Annotated in this window: 25 protein-coding genes and 1 tRNA gene; 3 read left to right on the top strand and 23 right to left on the bottom strand. The window is 49.0% G+C overall.

From position 1 onward, the window contains the following. Positions 1-26 precede the first annotated feature (26 nt). The 11 genes from METH5_RS0110895 to METH5_RS0110845 form a co-directional block, all read right to left on the bottom strand. Positions 27-1,280, bottom strand: a complete 1,254-nt coding sequence (locus METH5_RS0110895; RefSeq protein WP_029148542.1) for an NADH-quinone oxidoreductase subunit D — start codon at positions 1,278-1,280, stop codon at positions 27-29. A gap of 116 nt (positions 1,281-1,396) precedes the next feature. Beyond that, positions 1,397-1,993: an NADH-quinone oxidoreductase subunit C gene (locus tag METH5_RS0110890; RefSeq protein WP_029148541.1), complete on the bottom strand. Its 597-nt coding sequence runs from the start codon at positions 1,991-1,993 to the stop codon at positions 1,397-1,399. Positions 1,994-2,049: 56 nt separating this feature from the next. Further along, complete coding sequence (locus tag METH5_RS0110885; protein ID WP_019881812.1) at positions 2,050-2,529, bottom strand: NADH-quinone oxidoreductase subunit B family protein; 480 nt, start codon at positions 2,527-2,529, stop codon at positions 2,050-2,052. A gap of 6 nt (positions 2,530-2,535) precedes the next feature. After that, positions 2,536-2,865: an NADH-quinone oxidoreductase subunit A gene (gene ndhC, locus METH5_RS0110880; protein ID WP_036307833.1), complete on the bottom strand. Its 330-nt coding sequence runs from the start codon at positions 2,863-2,865 to the stop codon at positions 2,536-2,538. 146 nt (positions 2,866-3,011) lie between these two features. Further along, positions 3,012-3,096: transfer RNA gene (locus METH5_RS0110875), tRNA-Leu, on the bottom strand. A gap of 6 nt (positions 3,097-3,102) precedes the next feature. Further along, positions 3,103-3,456: a preprotein translocase subunit SecG gene (gene secG / locus METH5_RS0110870; RefSeq protein ID WP_029148539.1), complete on the bottom strand. Its 354-nt coding sequence runs from the start codon at positions 3,454-3,456 to the stop codon at positions 3,103-3,105. A 53-nt stretch (positions 3,457-3,509) separates the two neighbouring features. Further along, on the bottom strand, positions 3,510-4,304 hold the full coding sequence (tpiA, locus tag METH5_RS0110865) for a triose-phosphate isomerase (protein ID WP_051412936.1): 795 nt from the start codon (positions 4,302-4,304) through the stop codon (positions 3,510-3,512). Positions 4,305-4,445: 141 nt separating this feature from the next. Next, the gene (locus METH5_RS0110860) at positions 4,446-5,525 is read right to left on the bottom strand and encodes an alkene reductase (protein WP_029148537.1); all 1,080 of its coding nucleotides are present in this window, start codon (positions 5,523-5,525) and stop codon (positions 4,446-4,448) included. A gap of 61 nt (positions 5,526-5,586) precedes the next feature. Continuing rightward, positions 5,587-6,159, bottom strand: coding sequence for a YceI family protein (locus METH5_RS0110855; protein WP_029148536.1), 573 nt, complete (start codon positions 6,157-6,159; stop codon positions 5,587-5,589). 28 nt (positions 6,160-6,187) lie between these two features. Next, entirely contained in the window at positions 6,188-6,760 is a 573-nt protein-coding gene (locus METH5_RS0110850) for a flavodoxin family protein (RefSeq protein WP_029148535.1), read from the bottom strand. Between the two features lie 30 nt (positions 6,761-6,790). Continuing rightward, entirely contained in the window at positions 6,791-7,501 is a 711-nt protein-coding gene (locus METH5_RS0110845; protein WP_029148534.1) for a pirin family protein, read from the bottom strand. 104 nt (positions 7,502-7,605) lie between these two features. On the opposite strand from METH5_RS0110845, the gene METH5_RS0110840 reads away from it, so the two are divergent. From METH5_RS0110840 to tadA, 3 genes are read left to right on the top strand one after another with little or no spacing between them, the layout of a single operon-like run. Next, positions 7,606-8,532, top strand: coding sequence for a LysR family transcriptional regulator (locus tag METH5_RS0110840; protein ID WP_029148533.1), 927 nt, complete (start codon positions 7,606-7,608; stop codon positions 8,530-8,532). A gap of 36 nt (positions 8,533-8,568) precedes the next feature. After that, positions 8,569-9,024 (top strand): phosphate-starvation-inducible PsiE family protein, encoded by a 456-nt coding sequence (locus METH5_RS0110835; RefSeq protein WP_029148532.1) that lies wholly within the window; start codon positions 8,569-8,571, stop codon positions 9,022-9,024. A 3-nt stretch (positions 9,025-9,027) separates the two neighbouring features. After that, positions 9,028-9,504, top strand: a complete 477-nt coding sequence (gene tadA / locus METH5_RS0110830) for a tRNA adenosine(34) deaminase TadA (protein WP_029148531.1) — start codon at positions 9,028-9,030, stop codon at positions 9,502-9,504. Positions 9,505-9,593: 89 nt separating this feature from the next. On the opposite strand, the gene METH5_RS0110825 is transcribed toward tadA, so the two are convergent. The 12 genes from METH5_RS0110825 to METH5_RS0110770 all read right to left on the bottom strand — a co-directional run bounded on the left by METH5_RS0110825 (position 9,594) and on the right by METH5_RS0110770 (position 22,180). Next, the gene (locus METH5_RS0110825) at positions 9,594-10,397 is read right to left on the bottom strand and encodes a PEP-CTERM sorting domain-containing protein (RefSeq protein ID WP_232411024.1); all 804 of its coding nucleotides are present in this window, start codon (positions 10,395-10,397) and stop codon (positions 9,594-9,596) included. Positions 10,398-10,492: 95 nt separating this feature from the next. After that, positions 10,493-11,335: a PEP-CTERM sorting domain-containing protein gene (locus METH5_RS0110820; protein ID WP_029148529.1), complete on the bottom strand. Its 843-nt coding sequence runs from the start codon at positions 11,333-11,335 to the stop codon at positions 10,493-10,495. A gap of 416 nt (positions 11,336-11,751) precedes the next feature. Beyond that, positions 11,752-14,319, bottom strand: coding sequence for a TonB-dependent receptor (locus METH5_RS0110815; RefSeq protein WP_029148528.1), 2,568 nt, complete (start codon positions 14,317-14,319; stop codon positions 11,752-11,754). Positions 14,320-14,553: 234 nt separating this feature from the next. Beyond that, on the bottom strand, positions 14,554-15,147 hold the full coding sequence (locus METH5_RS0110810) for a PEP-CTERM sorting domain-containing protein (protein WP_029148527.1): 594 nt from the start codon (positions 15,145-15,147) through the stop codon (positions 14,554-14,556). Positions 15,148-15,279: 132 nt separating this feature from the next. Further along, positions 15,280-15,966: a Bax inhibitor-1 family protein gene (locus tag METH5_RS0110805; protein ID WP_029148526.1), complete on the bottom strand. Its 687-nt coding sequence runs from the start codon at positions 15,964-15,966 to the stop codon at positions 15,280-15,282. 112 nt (positions 15,967-16,078) lie between these two features. Beyond that, entirely contained in the window at positions 16,079-16,978 is a 900-nt protein-coding gene (locus METH5_RS0110800) for an aspartyl/asparaginyl beta-hydroxylase domain-containing protein (protein ID WP_029148525.1), read from the bottom strand. A 64-nt stretch (positions 16,979-17,042) separates the two neighbouring features. Beyond that, positions 17,043-18,089 carry a beta-N-acetylhexosaminidase gene (gene nagZ / locus METH5_RS0110795; protein WP_029148524.1) on the bottom strand — a complete coding sequence of 349 codons (1,047 nt, stop codon included), beginning with the start codon at positions 18,087-18,089 and terminating at the stop codon, positions 17,043-17,045. Between the two features lie 22 nt (positions 18,090-18,111). Continuing rightward, positions 18,112-19,239 carry a class I SAM-dependent methyltransferase gene (locus tag METH5_RS0110790; RefSeq protein WP_036307829.1) on the bottom strand — a complete coding sequence of 376 codons (1,128 nt, stop codon included), beginning with the start codon at positions 19,237-19,239 and terminating at the stop codon, positions 18,112-18,114. Positions 19,240-19,287: 48 nt separating this feature from the next. Continuing rightward, positions 19,288-19,980 carry a queuosine precursor transporter gene (locus METH5_RS0110785; protein ID WP_029148522.1) on the bottom strand — a complete coding sequence of 231 codons (693 nt, stop codon included), beginning with the start codon at positions 19,978-19,980 and terminating at the stop codon, positions 19,288-19,290. A gap of 16 nt (positions 19,981-19,996) precedes the next feature. Continuing rightward, a complete protein-coding gene (locus METH5_RS0110780; RefSeq protein WP_029148521.1) occupies positions 19,997-20,791 on the bottom strand; it encodes an ABC transporter permease in 795 nt (264 codons plus the stop codon). Next, the gene (gene nikB, locus METH5_RS0110775) at positions 20,788-21,699 is read right to left on the bottom strand and encodes a nickel ABC transporter permease (RefSeq protein ID WP_029148520.1); all 912 of its coding nucleotides are present in this window, start codon (positions 21,697-21,699) and stop codon (positions 20,788-20,790) included. The genes METH5_RS0110780 and nikB overlap by 4 nt, the downstream gene beginning before the upstream one ends. Continuing rightward, positions 21,692-22,180 carry a L,D-transpeptidase gene (locus METH5_RS0110770; protein WP_029148519.1) on the bottom strand — a complete coding sequence of 163 codons (489 nt, stop codon included), beginning with the start codon at positions 22,178-22,180 and terminating at the stop codon, positions 21,692-21,694. The genes nikB and METH5_RS0110770 overlap by 8 nt, the downstream gene beginning before the upstream one ends. Positions 22,181-22,188: the final 8 nt, after the last annotated feature.

Below are 22,188 nucleotides of genomic sequence, written 5' to 3'. Positions count from 1 at the left end.
CTTGTCCGTGCTATCTCGTCGTTCGGTTATCTATCAATTTCACCGAACACAATGTCTTGTGTACCAATGATGGCGACCAGGTCAGCAATCATATGACCTCGCGTCATCTCATCCAGCGCGGCCAAATGTGGAAAGCCCGGCGCGCGAATTTTCAAACGATAGGGCTTGTTGGCACCATCAGACACCATGTAAATGCCAAACTCGCCTTTCGGGTGCTCTACCGCCGCATACGCTTCGCCTGCAGGCACATGAAAGCCTTCGGTAAATAACTTGAAATGGTGAATCAAGTCTTCCATATTGGTTTTCATGCCTTCGCGGTTAGGCGGCGCAATTTTGTTGTCATCGGTGATCACCGCCCCTGGATTTTTGCGCAACCAGTCTATGCATTGCTTGAGGATGCGGTTGGATTGACGCATCTCTTCCACGCGCACCAGATAACGGTCATAACAGTCACCATTCACGCCAATTGGAATATCAAAGTCCATTTTGTCGTAGACTTCATACGGCTGCTTTTTACGTAAATCCCAGGCAATGCCCGAACCACGTAACATGGCGCCGGTTAAGCCCAGTGCCAACGCACGTTCAGGTGTCACGACCCCGATACCAACGGTACGCTGTTTCCAGATACGGTTATCAGTCAGCAGTGTTTCGTACTCATCGACATAGGTAGGAAAACGATTGGTAAAGTCTTCAATGAAATCGAGCATGGAACCCTGGCGGTTTTCATTGAGTTTCTTGATTTCATCTGCGCTGCGGAATTTGGTGGTTTCGTGCTGCGGCATTTTTTCTGGCAAGTCACGATAGACACCGCCCGGGCGGTAATACGCCGCATGCATACGCGCGCCAGACACCGCTTCATACACATCAAACAAGTCTTCACGCTCGCGGAACGCGTACAGAAATACCGTCATGGCGCCCACGTCCAGCGCATGCGCGCCCAACCATAACAAATGGTTGAGGATACGGGTGATTTCGTCGAACATGACGCGGATATACTGCGCACGTATAGGCACGTCTATGCCCAGCATTTTCTCAATGGCCATCACATACGCATGCTCATTGGCCATCATGGACACATAATCCAGCCTGTCCATATACGGCACACTTTGCAAATAAGTACGGTTTTCTGCCAGTTTTTCTGTACCGCGATGCAGCAACCCAATATGTGGGTCGGCACGTTGAATCACTTCACCGTCGAGCTCCAGCACCAAACGTAATACACCGTGCGCTGCAGGGTGCTGCGGGCCGAAGTTCATTGTGTAGTTTTTAATTTCAGCCATACTAACAATTCCTCAGCTTGCTAGATTCAGCCCAAGGCAAGGCGGAATTGCGCAGACAGTATGAATAAATACGGCAAGCAATGACAACGCCGCATTGGGTTGAAGCTTGCAAGCAATCAGCCATGGTGCGTCCCTTCGTCACGAATCACACGCGGCACATTATTACGCTGATCAATAGACACTGGCTGATAAATCACACGTTGCTGCACCGGGTCATAGCGCATTTCGACATGACCAATCATAGGAAAGTCTTTGCGGAAAGGATGACCAACAAAGCCATAGTCTGTCAGCAGGCGGCGCAAATCTGGATGGTTTTCAAACATGATGCCATACATATCAAACGCTTCACGTTCAAACCAGTTAGCCACCGGCCAGATATCAACCAAGGTCGGCAACACAGGAAAATCATCATCAGCGGCAAAAACACGGATACGCACGCGCTGGTTTAGGCTAACAGAAAGTAAATGCAGCACCATCGCATAGCGCTGCCCTTCCCAACGGCCATCACCATAATCATAGTAATCCACGCCACACAAGTCTATCAGCTGTTCAAACTTAAGCTCGGCATGGTTTTTTAGCTTTTCTGCGACAGCTAACAGGTGCTTCACATGCACTTCTACCGTGATCTCACCCAGCTTTTGCTCCAGCTTGACCACACCCTCACCCAAGGCTAGCTTGAGCTGTGCGGACAAATGTTCGAGTTTTGCGGACATAGTTTAATTTCGTATTGTTTAATCTGGATACGTATTGATTGGGGTACAGTCAACAATCAGGTTCTGGCGATGGTATTGGTACGCCTGATTTTCTTTTGCAACTGGATAATGCCGTACAACAAAGCTTCAGCCGTTGGCGGGCAACCCGGCACATAGACATCGACCGGCACAATGCGGTCACAGCCACGCACCACCGCATAAGAGTAATGGTAATAACCGCCGCCATTGGCACAGCTACCCATAGAGATCACCCAGCGTGGCTCTGCCATTTGGTCGTAAACCTTACGCAACGCAGGCGCCATTTTATTCACCAGCGTTCCGGCCACAATCATCACATCAGACTGGCGCGGGCTTGGGCGGAACACAATGCCAAAGCGGTCCAGATCGTAACGCGAGGCACCGGCATGCATCATTTCTACCGCACAGCAGGCCAGACCAAATGTCATCGGCCATAAAGAGCCGGTCCGCGTGTAGTTAATCACCGTGTCTAGCGTGGTCGTGACAAACCCTTTTTCCAATACGCCTTCAATGCTCATTTTGCATTAATCCCATTCAAGGGCGCCCTTCATCCATTCAAAGATGAAGCCGACCACCAATACAAACAAAAAGACCATCATCGCCCAAAAGCCAGCGGATCCGATTTCCTGAATCACTACTGCCCACGGGAAAAGAAATGCAATTTCCAGATCAAACAGAATAAATAGAATGGCGACCAGATAGTAGCGCACATCGAATTTCATGCGGGCATCTTCAAATGCTTCAAAGCCGCACTCATAAGGAGAGTTTTTTTCCGCATCAGGTTTGTGCGGAGAGAGAATTTTACCTGCAAGCAACGGCCCCAAGCCTACGCCCAGGCCGACCAGGATAAACATCAGAATTGGGAAATAGTTTTCTAACACTGATTTGCCTTAATCGATCATGTTAACAAGTTATTTCAATGCATCATGCCCAACAGCACATTGAAATACTCCCAAATAACCAATTCCCATCCAGCTACGTCGCCAACACAACATAGGACTGGTGCCGTCGGCGAGACTCGAACTCGCACAACTTTCGTCACTACCCCCTCAAGATAGCGTGTCTACCAATTCCACCACGACGGCTTAAAACTAATTGGGAATATCTTTGGGTGTATTTTCAACCGGCTTCACCGCTGCTGCGGATTCGCCTTGGGCCGGAGCCTGTTGTGTCAACGCGGATTTAACCACGCTGCCAGAACTCGCTTTATGACTGGACATAAATGCCAGCGTCAAGCTAGTTGCAAAAAACACTGTAATAAAAATCGACGTCAGCTTGCTGAGCAAGTTAGAAGAGCCGGACACCCCGAACAAACTACCGGAGGCACCACTTCCAAAGGCGGCACCCATATCGGCGCCCTTGCCATGCTGTAATAAGACCAAGCCAATCACGGCAGCAGCTGCCAGCACATGAATGACGAGAATGACGAGAATGACATTTTCCATATTTCTTTAATCCATTGATTGAATAACGATTAAGCTTTTGGCATCTTCGCTATCTAGATGACGCTATTTTCAGGAACGGCCTGACATATTTTTATAAATTGCTCCGCATCTAGCGAGCAACGACCGACCAGCGCGCCGTCTATTTCCTTCTGATTTAATAATTGTACCGCATTTTGCGGATTTACGCTGCCCCCGTAGAGGATTTTTAAGCTGTCGGCCGTGGTTTTATCAGCAGCAGCCACTGTCTCGCGAATAAATTGATGCATGGCTACCGCTTGCTCGGCTGACGCTGCCAGGCCAGTGCCGATCGCCCAGATCGGCTCATAAGAAACAATACTCTGCGCAAATGCCTCACCGCCAAACAAACGGATAATCGTCTCGAGCTGCTTGCCCACCACACGCTCCATCACCCCGGCTTCGCGCTCCAGCAAAGTTTCGCCAACACATAAAATCGGGATCAAGCCATGCCGCTTGGCCATCATGAATTTTTCAGCAATATTTTCATCCGACTCGCAATACGCAGTACTACGCTCAGAGTGGCCGATAATGACATAACGCGCGCCAAAATCTTGCAGCATAGCCGCACTGACCTCACCGGTATAAGCGCCCTGCTCAAACTTGGCAATATTTTGTGCGCCCCAGGCAACATTGGTGCCCGTCAGCAAAGACTGTACTTGCGCCAGATAAGGGTATGGCACACAGACAACCACCTCTGTTTGTTTTAGCGATTGCAGGCCTTGCAGGTAGTCGTGCACCAATGCCTGGTTACGGGCAAGGCTGCCATGCATTTTCCAGTTGGCAACGACAAGTTTATGCGGGGATGAAGGTGTAATATCAGGGCGGGACATGCAGAAATTAACTCACAATGTGCGGAGCGTTAGCTCGGTTGAATTCGCGTTGCGCGAATTTTACGCCCGCACACTGTGAGCGGCAAGCACAACGGGGAATATCGCAACGAATAAACTACTTTTCGCGCAGCATCACCCGTTTCAAGCCGTTAAAAACGGATAGTCAGTATAGCCATGCTCGGTGCCACCATAAAACGTGGCCGAGTCAGCCGCATTAAGCGGTGCATTGCTGGCAAAACGTGCGACCAGATCAGGGTTGGCAATAAACGGTACACCATAGGCCACCGCATCGGCATGACCACTGGCAATCGCCGCATCACCGCGTGCTTTGTCATAACTCAGGTTGGCAATATAGCCACCGTTAAATAGCTTGCGCAGCGCTGTGAAATCAAACGGGTCAGACTCGCCACCACCATGAATGCCGCCTTCGACCACATGCAGGTAAGCCAGGTTAAAAGTGCTCAGCACCTGCGTGGCATAATTAAACGTCTGCTGCGCCTGGCTGTCATGCATATCATTAAACGGATTCACCGGCGACAAACGCACACCCACTTTATCGGCGCCTATAGTATCAACCACGGCTTGCACCACTTCACGCAGCAAGCGGCTACGATTTTCAACCGAGCCACCATATTGATCCTGGCGCTGGTTGCTACCATCACGCAAAAACTGGTCTAACAAATAACCATTGGCAGCATGCACTTCTACGCCATCAAATCCGGCAGCGATGGCGCAACGCGTCGCATGCACATAATCCTGCACAATTGGGGGCAACTCTGCCGCATCCAGCGCACGTGGCGTGACGTAATCTTGCAAACCTTGGTAAGTAAATGCCTGGCCAGCGGGCTTGATGGCAGAAGGTGCCACTGGCGCGGCCTGGTTAGGCAACAAGCTGGGGTGTGAAATACGGCCCACATGCCACAACTGAATGACGATTTTGCCGCCCTTGGCATGCACGGCATCGGTGACTTTTTTCCAGCCAGCCACTTGCGCATCAGTATAAATCCCTGGCAACGCCGGGTACCCATGCGCCATTGGCGAAATAGGCGTAGCTTCAGTAATAATCAAGCCCGCGGTGGCGCGCTGCTCATAGTAGGTCACATTCATCGCCTGTGGCACGCCGCCCTCGCCTGCACGGTTACGCGTTAGCGGCGCCATCACCACCCGGTTTTGTAATGCAATGCTACCCAACGTGGCTGGGGAAAATAAATCCAATGCCATTTACTTGCTCCTCTTAAAGATGAACAGCCGCGCAGGCAGTGCGCCTGCGCAAAGACTGCACTTACTTGGCTTTTACGCCTTCAATCAATAAAGTAATTTCAATATCATCACCGACTGGCGCATTCGCCCCCGCGGCCCAGCCAAAGCCATAATCTGACGCTTTGATCGTCAAATGACCTTCAAACCCTGCGCGTTGGCCGCCCCATGGATCTGCACCATAACCCAATACTTTCACTGGAATATCCACCAATTTGGTCACGCCATGCATAGTCAGTTTGCCTTGCATCACCGCCTGTGTCTGATTGGTCGCCGTGAATTTGGTGCTTTCAAACAAGATTTGCGTGTACTTGCCCACGTCCAGGTATTTATCTGCCTTGATATGTTCGTCACGCTTGCCAAAACCGGTATTCACGCTGCTAACATTAATCGCCGCGCGCACAGTGGCGGTGTTCAGATTGGCAGGGTCCAACGTCACCACGCCGGTGACATCGTTAAAAGTGCCCGTAGTTTTTGACACCACATGACGAATGCTGAAGTTAGCAAAACTATGCGTTGCATCAATATTGTAGGTGTCAGTTGCCGCCCAGGCCTGTGTCGCCGCCAGCAAGCCCAGCGTTAAAATCATCTTTTTCACGTATCACTCCTTATGTGTTTGTTATGCGTTATGCGGATTTAGAAAATCGTTTGGTCACGGTAGCCACACGCTCACCCAAGTGTTCAGCAGTCAGCAAATCACTCTGAATCGGTGCCAGGTCTGGACCTTGATCAGAGTTAGCCTGTGCCATGGCGCCCAAAAAGCTACCCAAGCGATTTAAGTCGTTGACCGACCCATTGCTATGATTGTTCCCTGGCAACAAGCCTAAACTCACCCAAATCATGCCATGTTGCGCTGCAAACACAGACAATTGCGTCAAGGTATTCAATTTATCGCCACTCTGGCTGGCAGAGGTAGTGAAACCCGCGGCAATTTTGTCTTGCCAGTCACGCGTAAACCACGCCTTTGAGCTGGCATCCATAAACGCTTTAAATTGGGCAGAAGCAGAGCCCATATAGGTTGGGCTACCAAAAATAATCGCATCGCTGGCTTTGAGCAAGTCCCATTGCTGTTGCGCTTCGTCCACGCTTAGCAAATGCACGGTTACGCCGGCCACTTTTTGCGCACCGCGCGCAACCGCTTTGGCCTGCTCGGCCGTATGACCATATCCACTATGATAAACAATTGCAACCTGAGTCATTCTTTAGCTCCTTATCAACGATTTAAAACATTATTCAAAGTGTTGTGGCAAATCAAACCACAACACTTCACTATTACTCACAGCACCCATAGTCAACGCACTAACAGTATCCACTTTAAGTGCATCGCCCGCTTGTAAGCGCTGACCATCTATTTCTACTTCACCACGCGCGATATGCACATAGGCGCAACGGCCTTCAGTCACGGTAATCGGCAAAGACAAGTCCGCATCCAGCACCGTGGTATACAGTGACATATCCTGATGTACTTTTAATGACTCATGTTGCGCATCAGGGGATGCAATCAGCGCCCAGCGGTTTTGCTTGTCGGTGAGTGCGATTGTTTTGTCTTCATACCCAGGCGCAAGCCCTAGCGTGTCAGGCGTGATCCAGATTTGCAGCAAATGCGCGGTGGTTTGCGCAGAAGCATTCATCTCACTATGGCGAATGCCGGTCCCGGCCGACATACGCTGCACATCCCCGGCACGAATAACCGAGGTGTTACCCATGCTATCGGTATGGCGCAACTCGCCGGCCAGCATATAGGTAATGATTTCCATGTCCTGGTGACCATGCATACCAAAGCCTTTGGCCGGGGCAACCTTGTCATCATTGATCACGCGCAACACCGAATACCCCATATGGGCAGGATCGTAATAGCCTGCAAACGAAAAACTATGAAAGCTTTGCAGCCAGCCATGATCAGCGTAACCACGTGTATTTGAAGGGCGAACATGCAACATTTATTCACTCCATTTGAAAGATTAACTGTATGATAAAAAAACACTTAATGTTTTGATAGCAAAACATTTTGCATCACTTGTTCAGTTTTTTTGATTAAAGCCCCATGACCATTAAACTCAGCCTCGAAGCCCTGGAAGTCATTGACGCTATTGACCGTAAAGGGAGCTTCGCCGCCGCCGCAGAATCTCTTTACCGTGTGCCGTCTGCCCTCACTTACACCATACGCAGGCTGGAAGAAGACCTGGGTCTGGAGTTATTTGACCGCAGCGGCCACCGCGCTACGCTGACCCAGGCTGGCATAGAGTTGCTCAAAGAAGGCCGCTATTTACTCGATGCAGCACACGCACTTGAGCGCCGCGTGCAACGCATAGCTACCGGCGTTGAAACCGACATTGCAATTGCCGTTAGCGATTTATTTAACTTTCTGCCAATTTTGCATATCCTGCAGGACTTTTACCAGCAAGGGTTTGGCACCCGCGTTAAATTACTGCGTGAAGTGTATGGCGGTAGTTGGGATGCACTGCAATCGGGGCGCGCCGACATTTCGATTGGCGCACCAGGTGACGCGCCACCCGGCGGCAATTTTTCTACACAGTTAATGGGCCAACTGGAATTTGTGTTTGCCGTCGCCCCGCATCACCCGCTGGCAGCATTACCAGAACCACTGAGTGCCAGTGATATTGTGCAGCATCGTGTGGTTGCCGCTGCCGATAGTTCGCGCAACTTGCCACCGCGCACATCCGGCATTCTTTCCGGGCAAGATATTCTCACCGTGCCGGATATGCACACCAAGTTGCAGGCGCAAATTTCGGGCGTTGCAATTGGCTACCTGCCAACATCGCTCGCCCAAACAGCGGTCACACAAGGGCAATTAATGATCAAACAAGTCTCAGAGCCCAAACCGCGGGGTCCCATCTTTCCCATCTTTATTGCCTGGCGGCAACAGCGCCAATCTGAGATGGGTAAAGCCATGCAATGGCTATTAAAGCAACTCTCGCAATTGCCGCTGGAGCAATTACTGAACAAATGATTTATCATTCTGCATGCATTATTCACTGGGCTGAGCATGTCACAAGAACAACTACCCGAAGAGTTTGAACCGCTTAACCGCATCGCTATCAAAGCCATGCTGTGGCTAAACGGTCTGGCACATCTCATTATTGGCCTGGCGCTGGCGACCTCAGTCATCATGTTCACCTGGCTGTTTTTTCTGGACGTGAAAGAAGCTGCCTACGCCCATAACCTGGTGCATGGCTTTTTACGTGCGCTTGGCACCTTAATGCTATTGTGGTCAATTTCCGCGCTGATTTCAGCCGAAATCCGCTATTTGCGCGGCCATAAACTGCTGGTGGAAACCTTTATTGAAGTGGTACTGGTGATGTTTTTGCGCAAACTGATTGTGCTGCCGGTGCAAGACGCCACCCCGACTTATGAAGAAATCGGCATCTGGCTGGCAGGGGCATTTATTATGGGGTTGGTTTATATTCTGATTCGGCTGGCCGACAAAACAAGCAGCCAATAAATGATGCAAGATCAGGACTTTATGCGCATGGCCATTGCGCTGGCCGCCGAAGCAGCCGCGTTGGGAGAAGTCCCGGTTGGCGCATTAGTGGTCAAAGACGGCAGTGTTATCGGCAAAGGCCGCAACGCACCCATCAGCCTCAGCGACCCGACAGCACATGCTGAAATTCAAGCCATGCGTGAAGCCGCACAAGCCCTCGGCAACTATCGCCTGGTTGACTGCACGCTCTACGTCACGCTGGAGCCTTGCGCCATGTGCAGCGGTGCCATCCAGCATGCGCGCATCGCCCGCCTGGTCTATGGTGCTAGCGACCCCAAAACCGGCTGCTGCGGCAGCGTGGTGAATTTAATGGCAGAACAAAAACTGAACCACCATTGCGAGGTTAGCAACGGCATATTGGCAGAAGAATGTGGTGCACTGTTAAGTGATTTTTTCAGGCAGCGCAGACTGGCTAAATCCAAACAACCAACTGACACCTAGCAACATTTGCCAACAGAGTAAAACCATCTTCATCAAACAACAACCCCGCCATTGGCGGGTTTGTTGTTTGCAGCATTTCTTAAACTTAATTAAGCAGATTTACGACGGCGAACAACTGCCCCCATCAAACCCAAACCAGCCATGAACATGGCATAAGTTTCAGCTTCTGGCACTTGAGTCACAGCAAAACCACTCAACCACATATCTTGGCGAATACGACCACCTTCATTTGCAGAGGCGCCTTGAACAATATGCACTGCGTTACTTACCCACTCGTAAGAGTAGTTATTTGCGCTAAAGCTAATCAGGTACAAACCACTGTTCGGGTTATCTTCACCGATGCTTACGTCGGTACGGATCGCCACTTTATCAGCATCAAAATATGCCCCTGTAGCTGCTGTGCCGGCATTATATGATGCAATATAGTCTGAACGAGCAGGATCGCGCAAACGATAGCCATCAGCAGGCGCAGAACCATAAACGTCTGAAGCGTATACCCAAGACGCAGACAGGGTACCTGCATAATCAGCAAAACCAGTACGTACGATAGAGTTGATCTCTGTAATACCGTTGGTGTTGTTATCTAACTGGAAATAGCTACCAATAATGTAGGAGTTAGTTGCACTATCGAGCCACACAGAATCAATGAAAGAACCTACTGCTGCACTATTTACTGGTGAGTAAACAGTGGAGGTTTGCGTAGCTTGCAATGTCCAGGTTGATGGCAGATTAGCACCCAAATAGAATGCGTCGGTGCCTGTATTATTGGTGCTACCAGGTGTACGTGCACCGGTATCCAAAAGATCAACAAAGCCACCGGCATAAGCGCTAGAAGTTGCTGCCAGCGTGAACGCGGCAATAGCAAAAGATTGTTTCAACATAGTTGCTTTCATAGTATTATTTCCTCACGAATTGAAATTGATTAATTGGCGGGGTAGCTTTTGCTCCCCGCTCTTTTTTTCATGGCATGTAGTTTTAACTAAGCCAATTATTTTGATTTACGACGGCGAGTGGCAACACCAACTACGCCAAGTCCAGCCATCATCAAAGCATAGGATTCTGCTTCTGGAACTGGGGTAGCAATAAAGCCAGTAAGGAAGCCACCAACAACTGCCTGGCCCTCTTCACCTGCCTGATAGTATCCAATTGCATTTGCGCCAAGACCATAATTAACTGCATCTGTCTTCACCAGATACAAACCAGACCATGGGTTACCTTCGGAAACACTGATATCAGCTTTTTGACGAACGATGCCATCAACATAGCTTACGGATGAGTTATAAGTAATATCGTTTGTTTGACCAGCTTGATACATGCGCAAATCATAATCGCTCAAGAAAGTCCATGATGTTGAAACGTTACCACCAGCACCTTGGCGATACAGGTAATTCACTTCCTGATCATTGTCTACCAGGTTCATATAGCGAGTACCGAATACCAGCTTGCCATCCAAACTATCGCGATAAACGTAGTCAAAAATAGTCGCCTGAGGAATGCCAGGTAACAGCGCAACATTTTCAGTGATTTTGTAATCAACCAGTGTCAATGTGCCGAAAGTTGAATTCGCGCCGGTGTAGGCCCTGTAATTCAAAGTGCTAGCGATAGTCCCGTTATCAGAGCCATACTCGTATCCAGTGAGATAAGTCGTGGAAGCCAGATTTTCGATATAAAACTTGTCTGCATTTAGACTGTTGGCGCCATTGATTAAACCACCATTAGCCAACGTCAAATTAGTACCATTACCACTGGTCAGTGACACAAACTGACCCGCATTTGCAGCATTAACGCCTAGAGCCATCAAGGTGGCAAGCATTGCTATTTTCAACTTCATCCATATTCTCCTAAAAATTAAGCTTTCGAATTGTTGTCACGAGCAACATTCATGACGGCATCGCTCGTGCCTAACTGCCCCCAGACTCTGGATATTTTTTGTTTACCAAAAACGGCTTATAACAGTTCACTTTCTATTTGCAAAAGATATGCCAACTGATTGGACTGGAAAACGCAATCACATTTAAGCCCAGATCAAAACAAAAAAATATCGTAACCAACTGTTTTTTATATAAAAAATTTAAATTCAGCGCATGTAAAAAAACATTAACAGGCGGACAACAAAGTCAGCAAAGACAAGCCACCCATCGCAACTTAAAATAGACATGGCTTAAATCAACCACCCTGGCTGCTCATAACCACCAAATAAAAAAGCCGATATCATTCGATATCGGCTTTTAGTCATCTATTTAACATCTAATCTTTTAGCGCTTTGTTTTTCCAATCCCAATCAAGAGACACTCCAATCCATACAGCTCTCGGAGCACCAGGGCCAATAAAGGTTGTATTATTCCACGAGCTCGAATTGGTCTGAAAACTCCCGCTCGCACTAAAGGGATTTCGTCCAAGCGCACCCGCAGTAGAGTATTCACGATCAAATATATTATCGAACTTTAAATAGGCATTTACACCAGGCCTGAATTTATAATTTGCCCTCAAGTTAAATACTGCATACCCCGAAGTTGAGCCATCACCAATGTAATCATAACGCTCCCCAGGTAAGGCATCACGCGGCTGGTGCCTATTATTTTCGTTTCCGCGTACATAAGCTGAAGAGTGCATCACCATCGACAAGGTTGCATCAAACTTATTTGTAAAACGATGATTCCAGTTCGCCTGAATAATATGATTAGGCATACCCGGTATTTCATCGCCGGAACGCACATCAACAAATGCCTGAGCAGCATTTCCTGCTGAAGCTTGACCGTTGGTACTATTAGCATCATTGATGATTCGCGCCGAAGATTCGAATGTTGCAGCCATCAATGTGTAATTAAGACTAAACTTATCTTGGTCAAAATTACCTTTCAAGCCCAACTCCAAACCTTCTCGCATTGTTCGACCAAAGTTGTTAAACACGCCACGGTTCTTGCGACCCAGAGGCACGAATAAAATATCGTCGGTAATTTCCGTTCTAAAATAACCGGCATTCCAGTCCCATCCACTTCCTTCTCCGCGCAAACCAACCTCATAAGCCGTTGAGCGAATTTGCTTTAAGTAAGGATCAGATGACAACGAAGTAGGAATTGAGCAACCAAATTGATAGTTAGTACTACCAGGTGCATTACTTTTTGTTGGATCATTTGCACAGCCAAGCTCAATCACCGTTGGCGTACGTGCGCCACGACTCACGTTTGCATAAGTGGAGAGATTATCTTTAACCTCCCAAGTCACCCCTAACGAGGGATTAAAACTTCGGTAATCATAATCACCTTCACTACAGATAAAACGACCTCTATTGGGGCTCACGTCGCCCGGAACCAGGCACTTTTGCCGGGCAGGCCTCAGATCATTTGTCGTAAAGTTATAAAACTCTTTTCCAGAGTCTGATACCAGGGTATTTTTAACATTCGCCCAATTCATACGAGCGCCCATACTGATATGCACATTATCAGTGGGTGACCATGTATCGAAAATAAATGCACTTTCTGTCTTGCTGCTACCTTTGAGATTATTTCTGACAATCGTCATGTACGCAGGAAAGTATCCGTAAGTATCAAAAATCGGATCAGTCACCACCGATGCTGAGTGATCAGCATCATTAATCTCACCAAGCTGCTGAGACTGCAAGAAGGCTACTTTGTTGGTATCGAGAGAGACGCCGGCAACAATTTGATGCTTTTCAAGATCAAAGGCTGCCTGAAGTGTAAAGCCATCACTAGACTGATTGAGATTTGAATAGTTAAAAAGGCCATTGATCTTTCCAGCATCAACAACACCATCGCCATCAACATCATCCCCCCACGCCGAAACCAACTGCCTGTAAGCATCATAGACATCGGCACTAACAGCTGACTGACTCATTTTTCTTTTATAAGCCATGCCAGATAGAGTCAATGTGTCGCTCACATACCAGCTGCCACTAAAGTTGTAATGCTCCAGCGAGTTTTTAACTGCATCAGGTGATGTAAATACCTGATCTCTATCTTGCGCTGCCATTTCAAATGGCAGCATGCCATTACCAACCAATGCAGTATCAACATTCAAGGCGGTTAAGTTGAACTCGGCTTTATCAAACCGCAAAGTTGCTTTATTAAACAACTGGCGCACATTACTCGGTGAGTTATCTCTCCAGCCATCCTCTTTAAAGTGGTTGTAAGCAGTAAAGAAGGCAAACTGTCCATTATTCACCCCATTTGACAGCTGAAATTGATCTCGTCCCCAAGCCCCTGTTAAATATTGAGAGCGAAAATAATTGTCTGAAAAACCATCCTTTGTGCGAATGGCTAATGCGCCCCCAATGGTATTCAAACCGAATAATGGATTAGACCCAGGGATTAAATTAAGACTCGAAATGGCATTCATTGGAATAAGATCCCAGTTAACGACCTCGCCGAATGCTTCATTAATACGCACGCCATCCAGATAGACAGAAATGCCTTGCGGCGTCCCTATTGCTGGCGAAGCTGTAAATCCGCGGAAATTTAAATCCTGCTGAAAAGGATTGCCAGCATAATCATTCGTTGTCACAGACTGAAGATTATTATTCATAAACTCCGTCACATTCAGCGCTCTAGTTTCCTCAATTTCTTTGGCTGTAGCACTTTGAATGTTTGTAGTCGCTGTAGCCTTGTCAATCGGCACACCAGGTAAAGGCGTAATCATCCTAAAGCGCTTTGCTTTCACCTCAACTTCATCTAACTGAATTGTTTTGTTCGACTCTGTTGTATTTTTATTAACAGTATTATCGTCTCCATCTGCCGCCATTGACACACAAGAATAGGTTGCAAGAAACAACACTGACTTTATTTTTTTATTTAGCATACTTCCCTCCAAGGCGGAAAGTTGCAAAAATCAAACCATCTTGACCACGACAATTAGACTTTTATAATCAGTCACTTAAAAATTAATTCATCTTTACAACCACTTTTTTAGGTTTATTGCAGCCGCTTTGGCTGCAATAAACCATGCGATGAGAAATATTGATTACGTCATAAATATCGCGAAAATAAAAAAGCCCGCATTAAGCGGGCTTTTGTTGCATATCAACCAGTTGGTTTAGCGAGATTTTCTACGACGCACAATAGAGCCCATGAGTCCTAAACCAGCCAGCATCATGGCAGCCGTTTCTGCCTCAGGCACGGTGGTAACTGAAACATTAAACAGTAATGCTCCCATGTTGTCACCGCCGCCATTTTTAAACACAACCGACGCCAGTGAGTTGGACGCAAAGTTGACAGTGCGTGTATAAGTCACGACCGGGTCATTTGAGGCCAAGGTAAATGTTTCGCTGTAGCTACCGAAACTAACGTCTACTGTATTTGATTCACCTCGTGTACTGCCTGAGAGCACAAACTCTAGCGTGTAACTACCCGCAGCGACATTCAAGGCTTTAGAGCTGAAATCGCCGGACACACTGGTGCTGCCATCAAGATCGATATAAAGACCATTGCCTGGATAAAAATCAAAAAAACCATTACCGATGACATCGACCGTGCCGTTGCTCACGGTCCAGTTGCCGCCAAAATCTGTGGCATTCGTTGTTGCAGGATAACTATCAAAATTATCTGAAAAGATCACCGCGGACTGAGCAGGTGCTGATAATGCACCGCACACAGCAACCGCACATAAAGTTTTTGTTACTACTGACATACATCCCCCTTCTCAACCGTTGTAAAAATTAGAACGACCACTCTATGCCTGATATGCATTTAATGCAATACCCCAATCGGGCTAATAAAAAACCCGCCGTCACCGGCGGGTTTTTAACTGTCAATGTAATACTTAATCGCGATTACCCAGCAAAGACAGCAGGATATTGAGCAAGTTAACAAACAGGTTGTAGACGTCCAGATACAGGTTCAGGGTTGCCATCACATAGTTGGTTTGGCCACCACGGACAATCTGGTTAACATCATACAAAATGTAGCCTGAGAAAATCAGCACGGACACGCCAGAAATAGCCAATGACAATGCTGGAATCTGGAAGTACATGTTAGCCAGGCCAGCCACAATCGCCAGGATCAGGCCGATCATCAAAAACTTGCCCATGCCGCTAAAGTCACGCGCAGGGGAAGAACCGATTGCAGCAAGGCTTAAAAATGTAATGCCTGTGCCTGCGGCAGCCAGGCCAACGATTTCGGCACCATTACGCAAATGCAGTGCAAATTGCAAAATAGGGCCTAACATGACGCCAAACACAAATGTCATGGCTAATAACAACCAAACGCCGACACCGCTGTTTTGATTGACGGCAATCAGTTTAAACATCCCAAACATCACTGCCATAAAACCGATAGCGAATATGAAGGGATGCGCGGCCATAAAGCCAAAATTCATTTGTAGGCCGACATAGGCGCCAATCACCGTTGGCACCATGCTCAAGCCGAGCAAAGCATAAGTGTTACGCAGCACGCGATTTTGCGTCGCGGAGACATTGCCCTCACGACCTAAAACTTGCATATCTGACATAGTGTTTCTTCCTCTCTGTAATAAAACTTGTGTGACTTGTTAGGGTTAAGATAATGGCAAACGCACAAAGTTTCAAGGTTTAACATGACATTTGCGTGAATATACCATGCACCTATAACTTCCAAATCGCGTAACAAGCCAATGCAATCAAGACGATACGCGTGATTTGATACACTGTTTTGTTCCAGCGCTTAAACCGGCGGCGATATTGCCCAACCACCCACGCATAGTGAAACAGGCGGTTAATGACACCGGTTTGATCACCCGCCTCGTTCGGCGAACTCGCCGCGGTAACGATAGTATTCGCCAAAAAGCGGTTGATTGCTTGCGCCCAACCATAACGCATGGGGCGCTCAATATCGCAAAACAGAATCACACGCGTTTCATCGGTTTGGTTATAGGCCTCGTGAATATAGGTTTCATCAAACATCACTGCCTGCCCATCGCGCCAGCTATAGTCTTCGCCATCCACGCGGATAAAACACTGGTCATTGTTAGGTGTTGCCAACCCTAAGTGAAAGCGCAACGAACCCGCATAGGGATCGCGGTGCGGACGCAAATGCGCCCCCGGTGGCAGCTCAGCAAACATGGCGGCTTTCACACTGGGAATACTTTGCAACAGCGCCACGGTTTTTGGGCAATAAATACTGGCCGATGGGTGATGTGCGTCATACCACTTTAGATAAAAACGCTTCCAGCCGGTTTTAAAAAAAGAGTTAAACCCGGCGTCATTATTGGTTTGTGCGGCAGCAATACGCTCCTGCTCGCGCACATGCAACGCTTCTGCGCGAATCTCCTGCCATTGATCAATAATCGCTTTTAACTCAGGAAACTCATTCACCGATAAATAAGGCGTGGTTGGCGCTTTTGAAAACAGGTATAAAAACACATTAAACGGCGACACAATGCCTGAGTGGTCAAACACCTGGCGGTAAAAGCGATGCCGCACCTTGCCTCTAAAGTGCACATAACTCACCGACGCTAAAAACACACTTAAAACAATCCATTTCATAGTGAATACCGACGAATATGTATATCAATTGAATAATCAGTGAGCTTACCGTATCGCGCTACGGTCAGGCAAACAAATCAGACTCTTTTTGACCAACCATCGCTACGCGCTTTACCGCATCGACATAATAGGCGGATTCACGCAGGCCGACCATGTCATGCGGGTGGTGCCCACCATGCATGCGCGCCAGACGGGCGATACTTTGTGCCGAGATTTTCCAATCAAGGTTGGCCAATAGCTCATCGGCCAAATCGGGGCGATTACACAGCAACACCATATCGCAGCCCGCATGCAATGCTGCCAAAGTGCGCGCAGTGACATCACCTGCTACTGTTGCGCCCTCCATACTGAGGTCATCACTAAAAATCACGCCATTAAAGCCCAAGCGCTCGCGCAACACCTTCTGCAACCAGCGTGGTGAAAAGCCTGCCGGTTTCTCATCCACTTTCGGGTAAATCACATGTGCTGGCATTACTGCATGCAAGCCCTCGTCTATCATACGCACAAACGGCTGCATATCATTCTGTGCAATCTGATCAAACTCGCGTTCATCCACCGGAATACTCACATGCGAATCTGCCACCACAAAGCCATGGCCAGGAAAATGTTTACCCACCGCCGCCATGCCCGCTTTTTTCAGGCCTAACATCAAACTAAACGCCAGCTCGTTAATCGCCTGCGGGTCTTTATGAAACGCGCGGTCGCCAATCACCAGGCTATCGCCATAATCCATATCGAGTACCGGCGTAAAACTAAAATCCACGCCATGCGCACGCAACTCAGCGCCCAGCACATAGCCCGCCTCCACCGCCAACTCTTTTGCTTTACGCGGATTTTCATCCCAAATATGGCCAAACTCACGCATGGGCGGAATCTTGGTAAAGCCTTCCCTAAAACGCTGCACACGCCCGCCTTCGTGATCTACCGCAATCAACAACGGTGGCTGCCGCACCGCATGTATGCTTGTCGTGAGCGCTTTCAATTGCGCACAACTCTCAAAATTGCGCGCAAACAAAATTACCCCACCGACCAGCGGATGTTGCAAACGGCGGATATCATCGGCGGTGAGTTCCTTGCCAACGACATCCAGCATGACGGGACCTAAAGACATTCGTGCTTCCTTTAATGCTTAATTAACGTGATTTTAAACGATAAAGACTAGTTGTTTCTTTAACGCGTGCCGCGAATAATGGATCTTGATCATCTCGCGCTTTGCCATGTTTAGGCTGCGTGTCCAAACGTTCCACAATATCTAACCCGGCCTCGGCAATCCAGCTTGCCAGTTCGCCGGGTTGGCGCAAACCGATATGTTCAGCCAAGTCTGACATCACCAGCCAGGCTTCACCACTGGCGTTTAAATGCGCTTTCAGGCCATTTAAAAACCCTTTAAGCATCTGGCTATCAGGGTCATAAATCGCATGCTCAATAGCCGCGTTGGCTTTGGCCGGTAGCCAGGGCGGGTTACACACAATCAGATCAGCCTGGCCTTCAGGGAACAAATCGGCTTGCAAGACTTGAATATTAGGCTGCATATTTAAACGCTGTACGTTTTCAGTGGCACAAGCCAATGCACGCGGCTGATTATCCGTGGCAACCACTTGCTTGATGCCACGCGCCACCAGGATCGCCGCAATCACGCCAGTGCCGGTGCCAATATCCCAGGCCACTTGCGGATTATTCAGGGGCACTTGATCCACCAGCTCAAGATATTCACCACGTACAGGTGAATAAACACCGTAATGGGCGTGGATATTGGCATTAAGCGCATGAATGGGCACGCCCTTTTTGCGCCATTCGTGCGCGCCCACCATGCCTAACAATTCGCGCAATGAGAGCACCAACCTGGCGGGTAATTTATCCGTTTTCTCATCCATAATCAGCGCGCCTTGCACGGCCGCTTTCACCTCAGGCGCACGTGGCAACTCACATTGACCATATTTCAGCTCAATCAGAATTTTGTTAGTGATATTGGCACGGCCAATCTGACGGGCGCGGTGCTGGTGAAACGCTTCCAGCATGGTCGCGGCCGGTTTGATCGGTTTGCGGTCTACCCGACGGGTGATGGCTTGCAATAGTTGCTTGGCGTTTTGAAAATCACCGCGATAAAGCAACGCCGTCCCTTCACAAGCCAAGCGATAGGCTTCATCGGCCTTGGTTGTATCATCAGCGATGACCACGGCTTTAGGCGGCACGTTGCCGACCTCAGACTGCCAGTCAGCGGTTTGTGTTTTGTTTTTTTCGTACCAGTTAATATGGGTCAATGGATGTCCGATAGTTGAAAATGTGTTGATAAAGTATTGATGTCACAATTAGAGTTTAAACGGGTTAAAGTCAGTGTGGCTGTCATAGTAGTCTTCGTTCTCAGCGCGCTTGAGAAAGGCGACAATTTTGTAAGTGACCGGGGTAAACGCCACTTCGACCAGTACTTTGGCGGTAAATTGCGCCAGTATGATTTGCGGCATCATGGCATCTGGGAACTCGCCCGAGCCATAAAAGGCCAGCGGAAAAAACAACATCGTATCCACCGCTTCGCCAAAAATCGTCGAGCCTATGGTACGGCTCCATAACCAGCGGCCTTGCGTCAGAACTTTCATTTTGGCCATCACGAATGCATTAACAAACTCACCCGCCACAAACGACACCAGTGAGGCAATGGCAATGCGCGCGGTGGCGCCAAACACAGACTGATACGCTGCCTGATCATGCCACTCTGGCGCCGGTGGCAATACCACAATCACCCAAGCCATAAAGCTGGCAAAAGCCAGGCAGATAAAACCGGTCCAGATCACGCGGCGCGAGGCTGCATACCCATACACCTCGGTTAAAATATCGCCAAAAATAAAACTGATTGGGAAAAACATAATGCCCGCGCCGAAGGTTAATGCGCCTAATAGCGGCGCATGAATCTCGGTAATCTTGCCGGGGCCGATAATGTTAGAGCAAACCAGCACCACGGCAAATGCCGCCATGATCAGGTCGTAATAGCGATACTGTTTTTTCATGCGTCCACTTTCCTCATCATCTCGCTTCACTACGCACATCCAGCCGATCACGCAGCACATCGCCACCGAGGTTAATGGCCAGAATCAGGCTCATCATGCATGCGCCAACGGAAAGCACATAATGTGGCGCCACCAGCATAAAGCGCACAGCATCCCGCAACATGGCGCCCCATGAGGCATTTGGCGCCTGTATGCCCAAACCAAGAAACGACAATGACGCTTCGGCGATCATCACACTGGCCATGCTGTAAGCGGCTTCAACCAGCAAAATTGAAACAAGCAGCGGAAAAATATGCAATAGCATGACGCGCAAACTACTGGCACCGAGTGACTCAGCGGCCAACACGTGTAAACGCTGGCGTAGTGCCAGTGACTGGCCACGCGACAAACGGGCATAAGTGACCCAGCCGGTTAAACAAAGTGCAAGAATCAGGTTGCTGATACCCGCACCCAGAACCGCGGCAAACGCAATTGCCAGCAACATGCCAGGAAAAGCGAGAAAAATATTGGTCAACTGCATCAGTGCGGCATCCAGCTTGCCGCCTTTATAACCGGCCACCAAGCCAATGCTTAAGCCAATAATCATGGTCACCACGGTCACAATTAGCGTGACCATTACAGACACCTCTACGCCACGAATCACGCGCGCCAGAATATCGCGCCCCAAATCATCGGTGCCCAGCCAGTGTTGCAGGCTGGGCCATTGCAAAATGGCGTTGAGGTCAATCTGGTTGGGATTTAAACCCACAACATGGCCCACCACCACCACACACAACCAAAAACCCAAGGTCAGCAAACAAAACGCTTTCATGCCGCGCCTCGTGTGCGCGGATCCAGCCAGTGATAAACCAGGTCAGTCACCTGATTAATCAGCACATAACTCACAGCCACCACCAGCACACAAGCTTGTGTCACCGGGTAATCACGTTTTTCTATACTGTCTACCAACAAACGGCCAATCCCGTTCCAGCTAAAAATGGTTTCGGTGATCACAGCGCCTGCCAAAAGGCTACCCATTTGCAAGCCAACAATGGTAACCAAAGGTAACAAAGCCGCCCGCAAGGCATGCTTGAGTAACACTTGCCGCTCGCTGAGACCTTTGGCACGGGCGGTACGAATATAATCCTCACTCAACACCTCTAGCAGGCTGGTGCGCGTCATGCGGGTCAAAATGGCGCTTAAACCCAAGCCTAGTGTCAATGCAGGCAAGAGGATAGCAGCCGGACTGGACATGCCACTCACAGGCAACCAGCCCAGCCAGACCGCGAACACCAGCATCAGCACCGGCCCTAGCCAAAAGGCAGGCATGGCCGCCAGGCGGATGCTAAACATGGTAATCATCACGTCTTGCCAATGCCCGGCTTTGAGCGCAGACCAGATACCCAGCGGGATGCCAAGTGACACCCCAATGGCAAGCGCAACCACAGCCAGTAACAAAGTGGCCGGGTAGGTTTGCCACAATAACTGCGAGATAGGCGTTTGCGTGTGAATAGAGGCGCCAAAATCGCCTTGCAGCACATGCAACAGGTATTGACCAAACTGCACTGGCAAGGGCTGGTCCAGCCCCAGTTGCGCCTTGAGTGCGATGCGATCCGTCACACTGGCTGATTCACCCAGCATGACATCGACCGGATCGCCTGGCACCAGATGCAACAAGGCAAAGGTCAGGCACAGCACCCCAAACACCACCGGCAACAATGTGGCAAAACGCTTAATCATCCGCCGCGCAAATATTAACGCTGGTGCCCACGGGCACCTGGTCGAACAACTCGATTAGGTCCACATTACGCATGCGCACACAGCCATGCGAACCAGGTACGCCCAGCTCGGTTGCGTCCGGCGTACCGTGGATATAAATATAGCGCTGCATGGTATCCACATTTCCCAGACGATTTTTGCCTGGCTCGCTGCCGCTTAGCCACAAAATGCGGGTTAATATCCAGTCACGGTCAGGAAAAGCTTGCTTCAAGGCAGGGGTAAACACCTCCCCGGTTGGCCGACGCCCGACGAATACCGTGTTTTCAGCCGCCCCGGCGCCGATTTTGGCGCGCACAATGTGCGCGCCCAGCGGCGTACAGCCACTGTTTTTAATATTACCAACGCCATTGGCTGCCGTAGACACGGCATAACGGGTCACTAACCCGCCATTGTCATCAAACAATGTCAGCGTTTGCGCAGGGATAAAAATCTCAATATGCATAACCATTA

Source organism: Methylophilus sp. 5 (genome assembly GCF_000515275.1).
Lineage (GTDB): Bacteria > Pseudomonadota > Gammaproteobacteria > Burkholderiales > Methylophilaceae > Methylophilus.
Note: the sequence above shows the minus strand (reverse complement) of the source record. Positions and strands in the feature narration are given on the sequence as shown.

Coding starts and splice junctions, on each gene's coding strand:
- METH5_RS0110770 (WP_029148519.1), bottom strand. CDS start 22,180: ATGCATATTGAGATTTTTATCCCTGCGCAAACGCTGACATTGTTTGAT.
- METH5_RS0110890 (WP_029148541.1), bottom strand. CDS start 1,993: ATGTCCGCAAAACTCGAACATTTGTCCGCACAGCTCAAGCTAGCCTTG.
- METH5_RS0110860 (WP_029148537.1), bottom strand. CDS start 5,525: ATGGCATTGGATTTATTTTCCCCAGCCACGTTGGGTAGCATTGCATTA.
- ndhC (WP_036307833.1), bottom strand. CDS start 2,865: ATGTTTATCCTGGTCGGCCTGGGCGTAGGCTTGGGGCCGTTGCTTGCA.
- METH5_RS0110805 (WP_029148526.1), bottom strand. CDS start 15,966: ATGTCAGATATGCAAGTTTTAGGTCGTGAGGGCAATGTCTCCGCGACG.
- METH5_RS0110835 (WP_029148532.1), top strand. CDS start 8,569: ATGTCACAAGAACAACTACCCGAAGAGTTTGAACCGCTTAACCGCATC.
- METH5_RS0110810 (WP_029148527.1), bottom strand. CDS start 15,147: ATGTCAGTAGTAACAAAAACTTTATGTGCGGTTGCTGTGTGCGGTGCA.
- METH5_RS0110800 (WP_029148525.1), bottom strand. CDS start 16,978: ATGAAATGGATTGTTTTAAGTGTGTTTTTAGCGTCGGTGAGTTATGTG.
- METH5_RS0110895 (WP_029148542.1), bottom strand. CDS start 1,280: ATGGCTGAAATTAAAAACTACACAATGAACTTCGGCCCGCAGCACCCT.
- tpiA (WP_051412936.1), bottom strand. CDS start 4,304: ATGTCCCGCCCTGATATTACACCTTCATCCCCGCATAAACTTGTCGTT.
- nikB (WP_029148520.1), bottom strand. CDS start 21,699: ATGATTAAGCGTTTTGCCACATTGTTGCCGGTGGTGTTTGGGGTGCTG.
- METH5_RS0110785 (WP_029148522.1), bottom strand. CDS start 19,980: ATGAAAAAACAGTATCGCTATTACGACCTGATCATGGCGGCATTTGCC.
- METH5_RS0110845 (WP_029148534.1), bottom strand. CDS start 7,501: ATGTTGCATGTTCGCCCTTCAAATACACGTGGTTACGCTGATCATGGC.
- tadA (WP_029148531.1), top strand. CDS start 9,028: ATGCAAGATCAGGACTTTATGCGCATGGCCATTGCGCTGGCCGCCGAA.
- METH5_RS0110815 (WP_029148528.1), bottom strand. CDS start 14,319: ATGCTAAATAAAAAAATAAAGTCAGTGTTGTTTCTTGCAACCTATTCT.
- METH5_RS0110820 (WP_029148529.1), bottom strand. CDS start 11,335: ATGAAGTTGAAAATAGCAATGCTTGCCACCTTGATGGCTCTAGGCGTT.
- METH5_RS0110780 (WP_029148521.1), bottom strand. CDS start 20,791: ATGAAAGCGTTTTGTTTGCTGACCTTGGGTTTTTGGTTGTGTGTGGTG.
- METH5_RS0110825 (WP_232411024.1), bottom strand. CDS start 10,397: ATGAAAGCAACTATGTTGAAACAATCTTTTGCTATTGCCGCGTTCACG.
- secG (WP_029148539.1), bottom strand. CDS start 3,456: ATGGAAAATGTCATTCTCGTCATTCTCGTCATTCATGTGCTGGCAGCT.
- METH5_RS0110850 (WP_029148535.1), bottom strand. CDS start 6,760: ATGACTCAGGTTGCAATTGTTTATCATAGTGGATATGGTCATACGGCC.
- METH5_RS0110885 (WP_019881812.1), bottom strand. CDS start 2,529: ATGAGCATTGAAGGCGTATTGGAAAAAGGGTTTGTCACGACCACGCTA.
- nagZ (WP_029148524.1), bottom strand. CDS start 18,089: ATGTCTTTAGGTCCCGTCATGCTGGATGTCGTTGGCAAGGAACTCACC.
- METH5_RS0110840 (WP_029148533.1), top strand. CDS start 7,606: ATGACCATTAAACTCAGCCTCGAAGCCCTGGAAGTCATTGACGCTATT.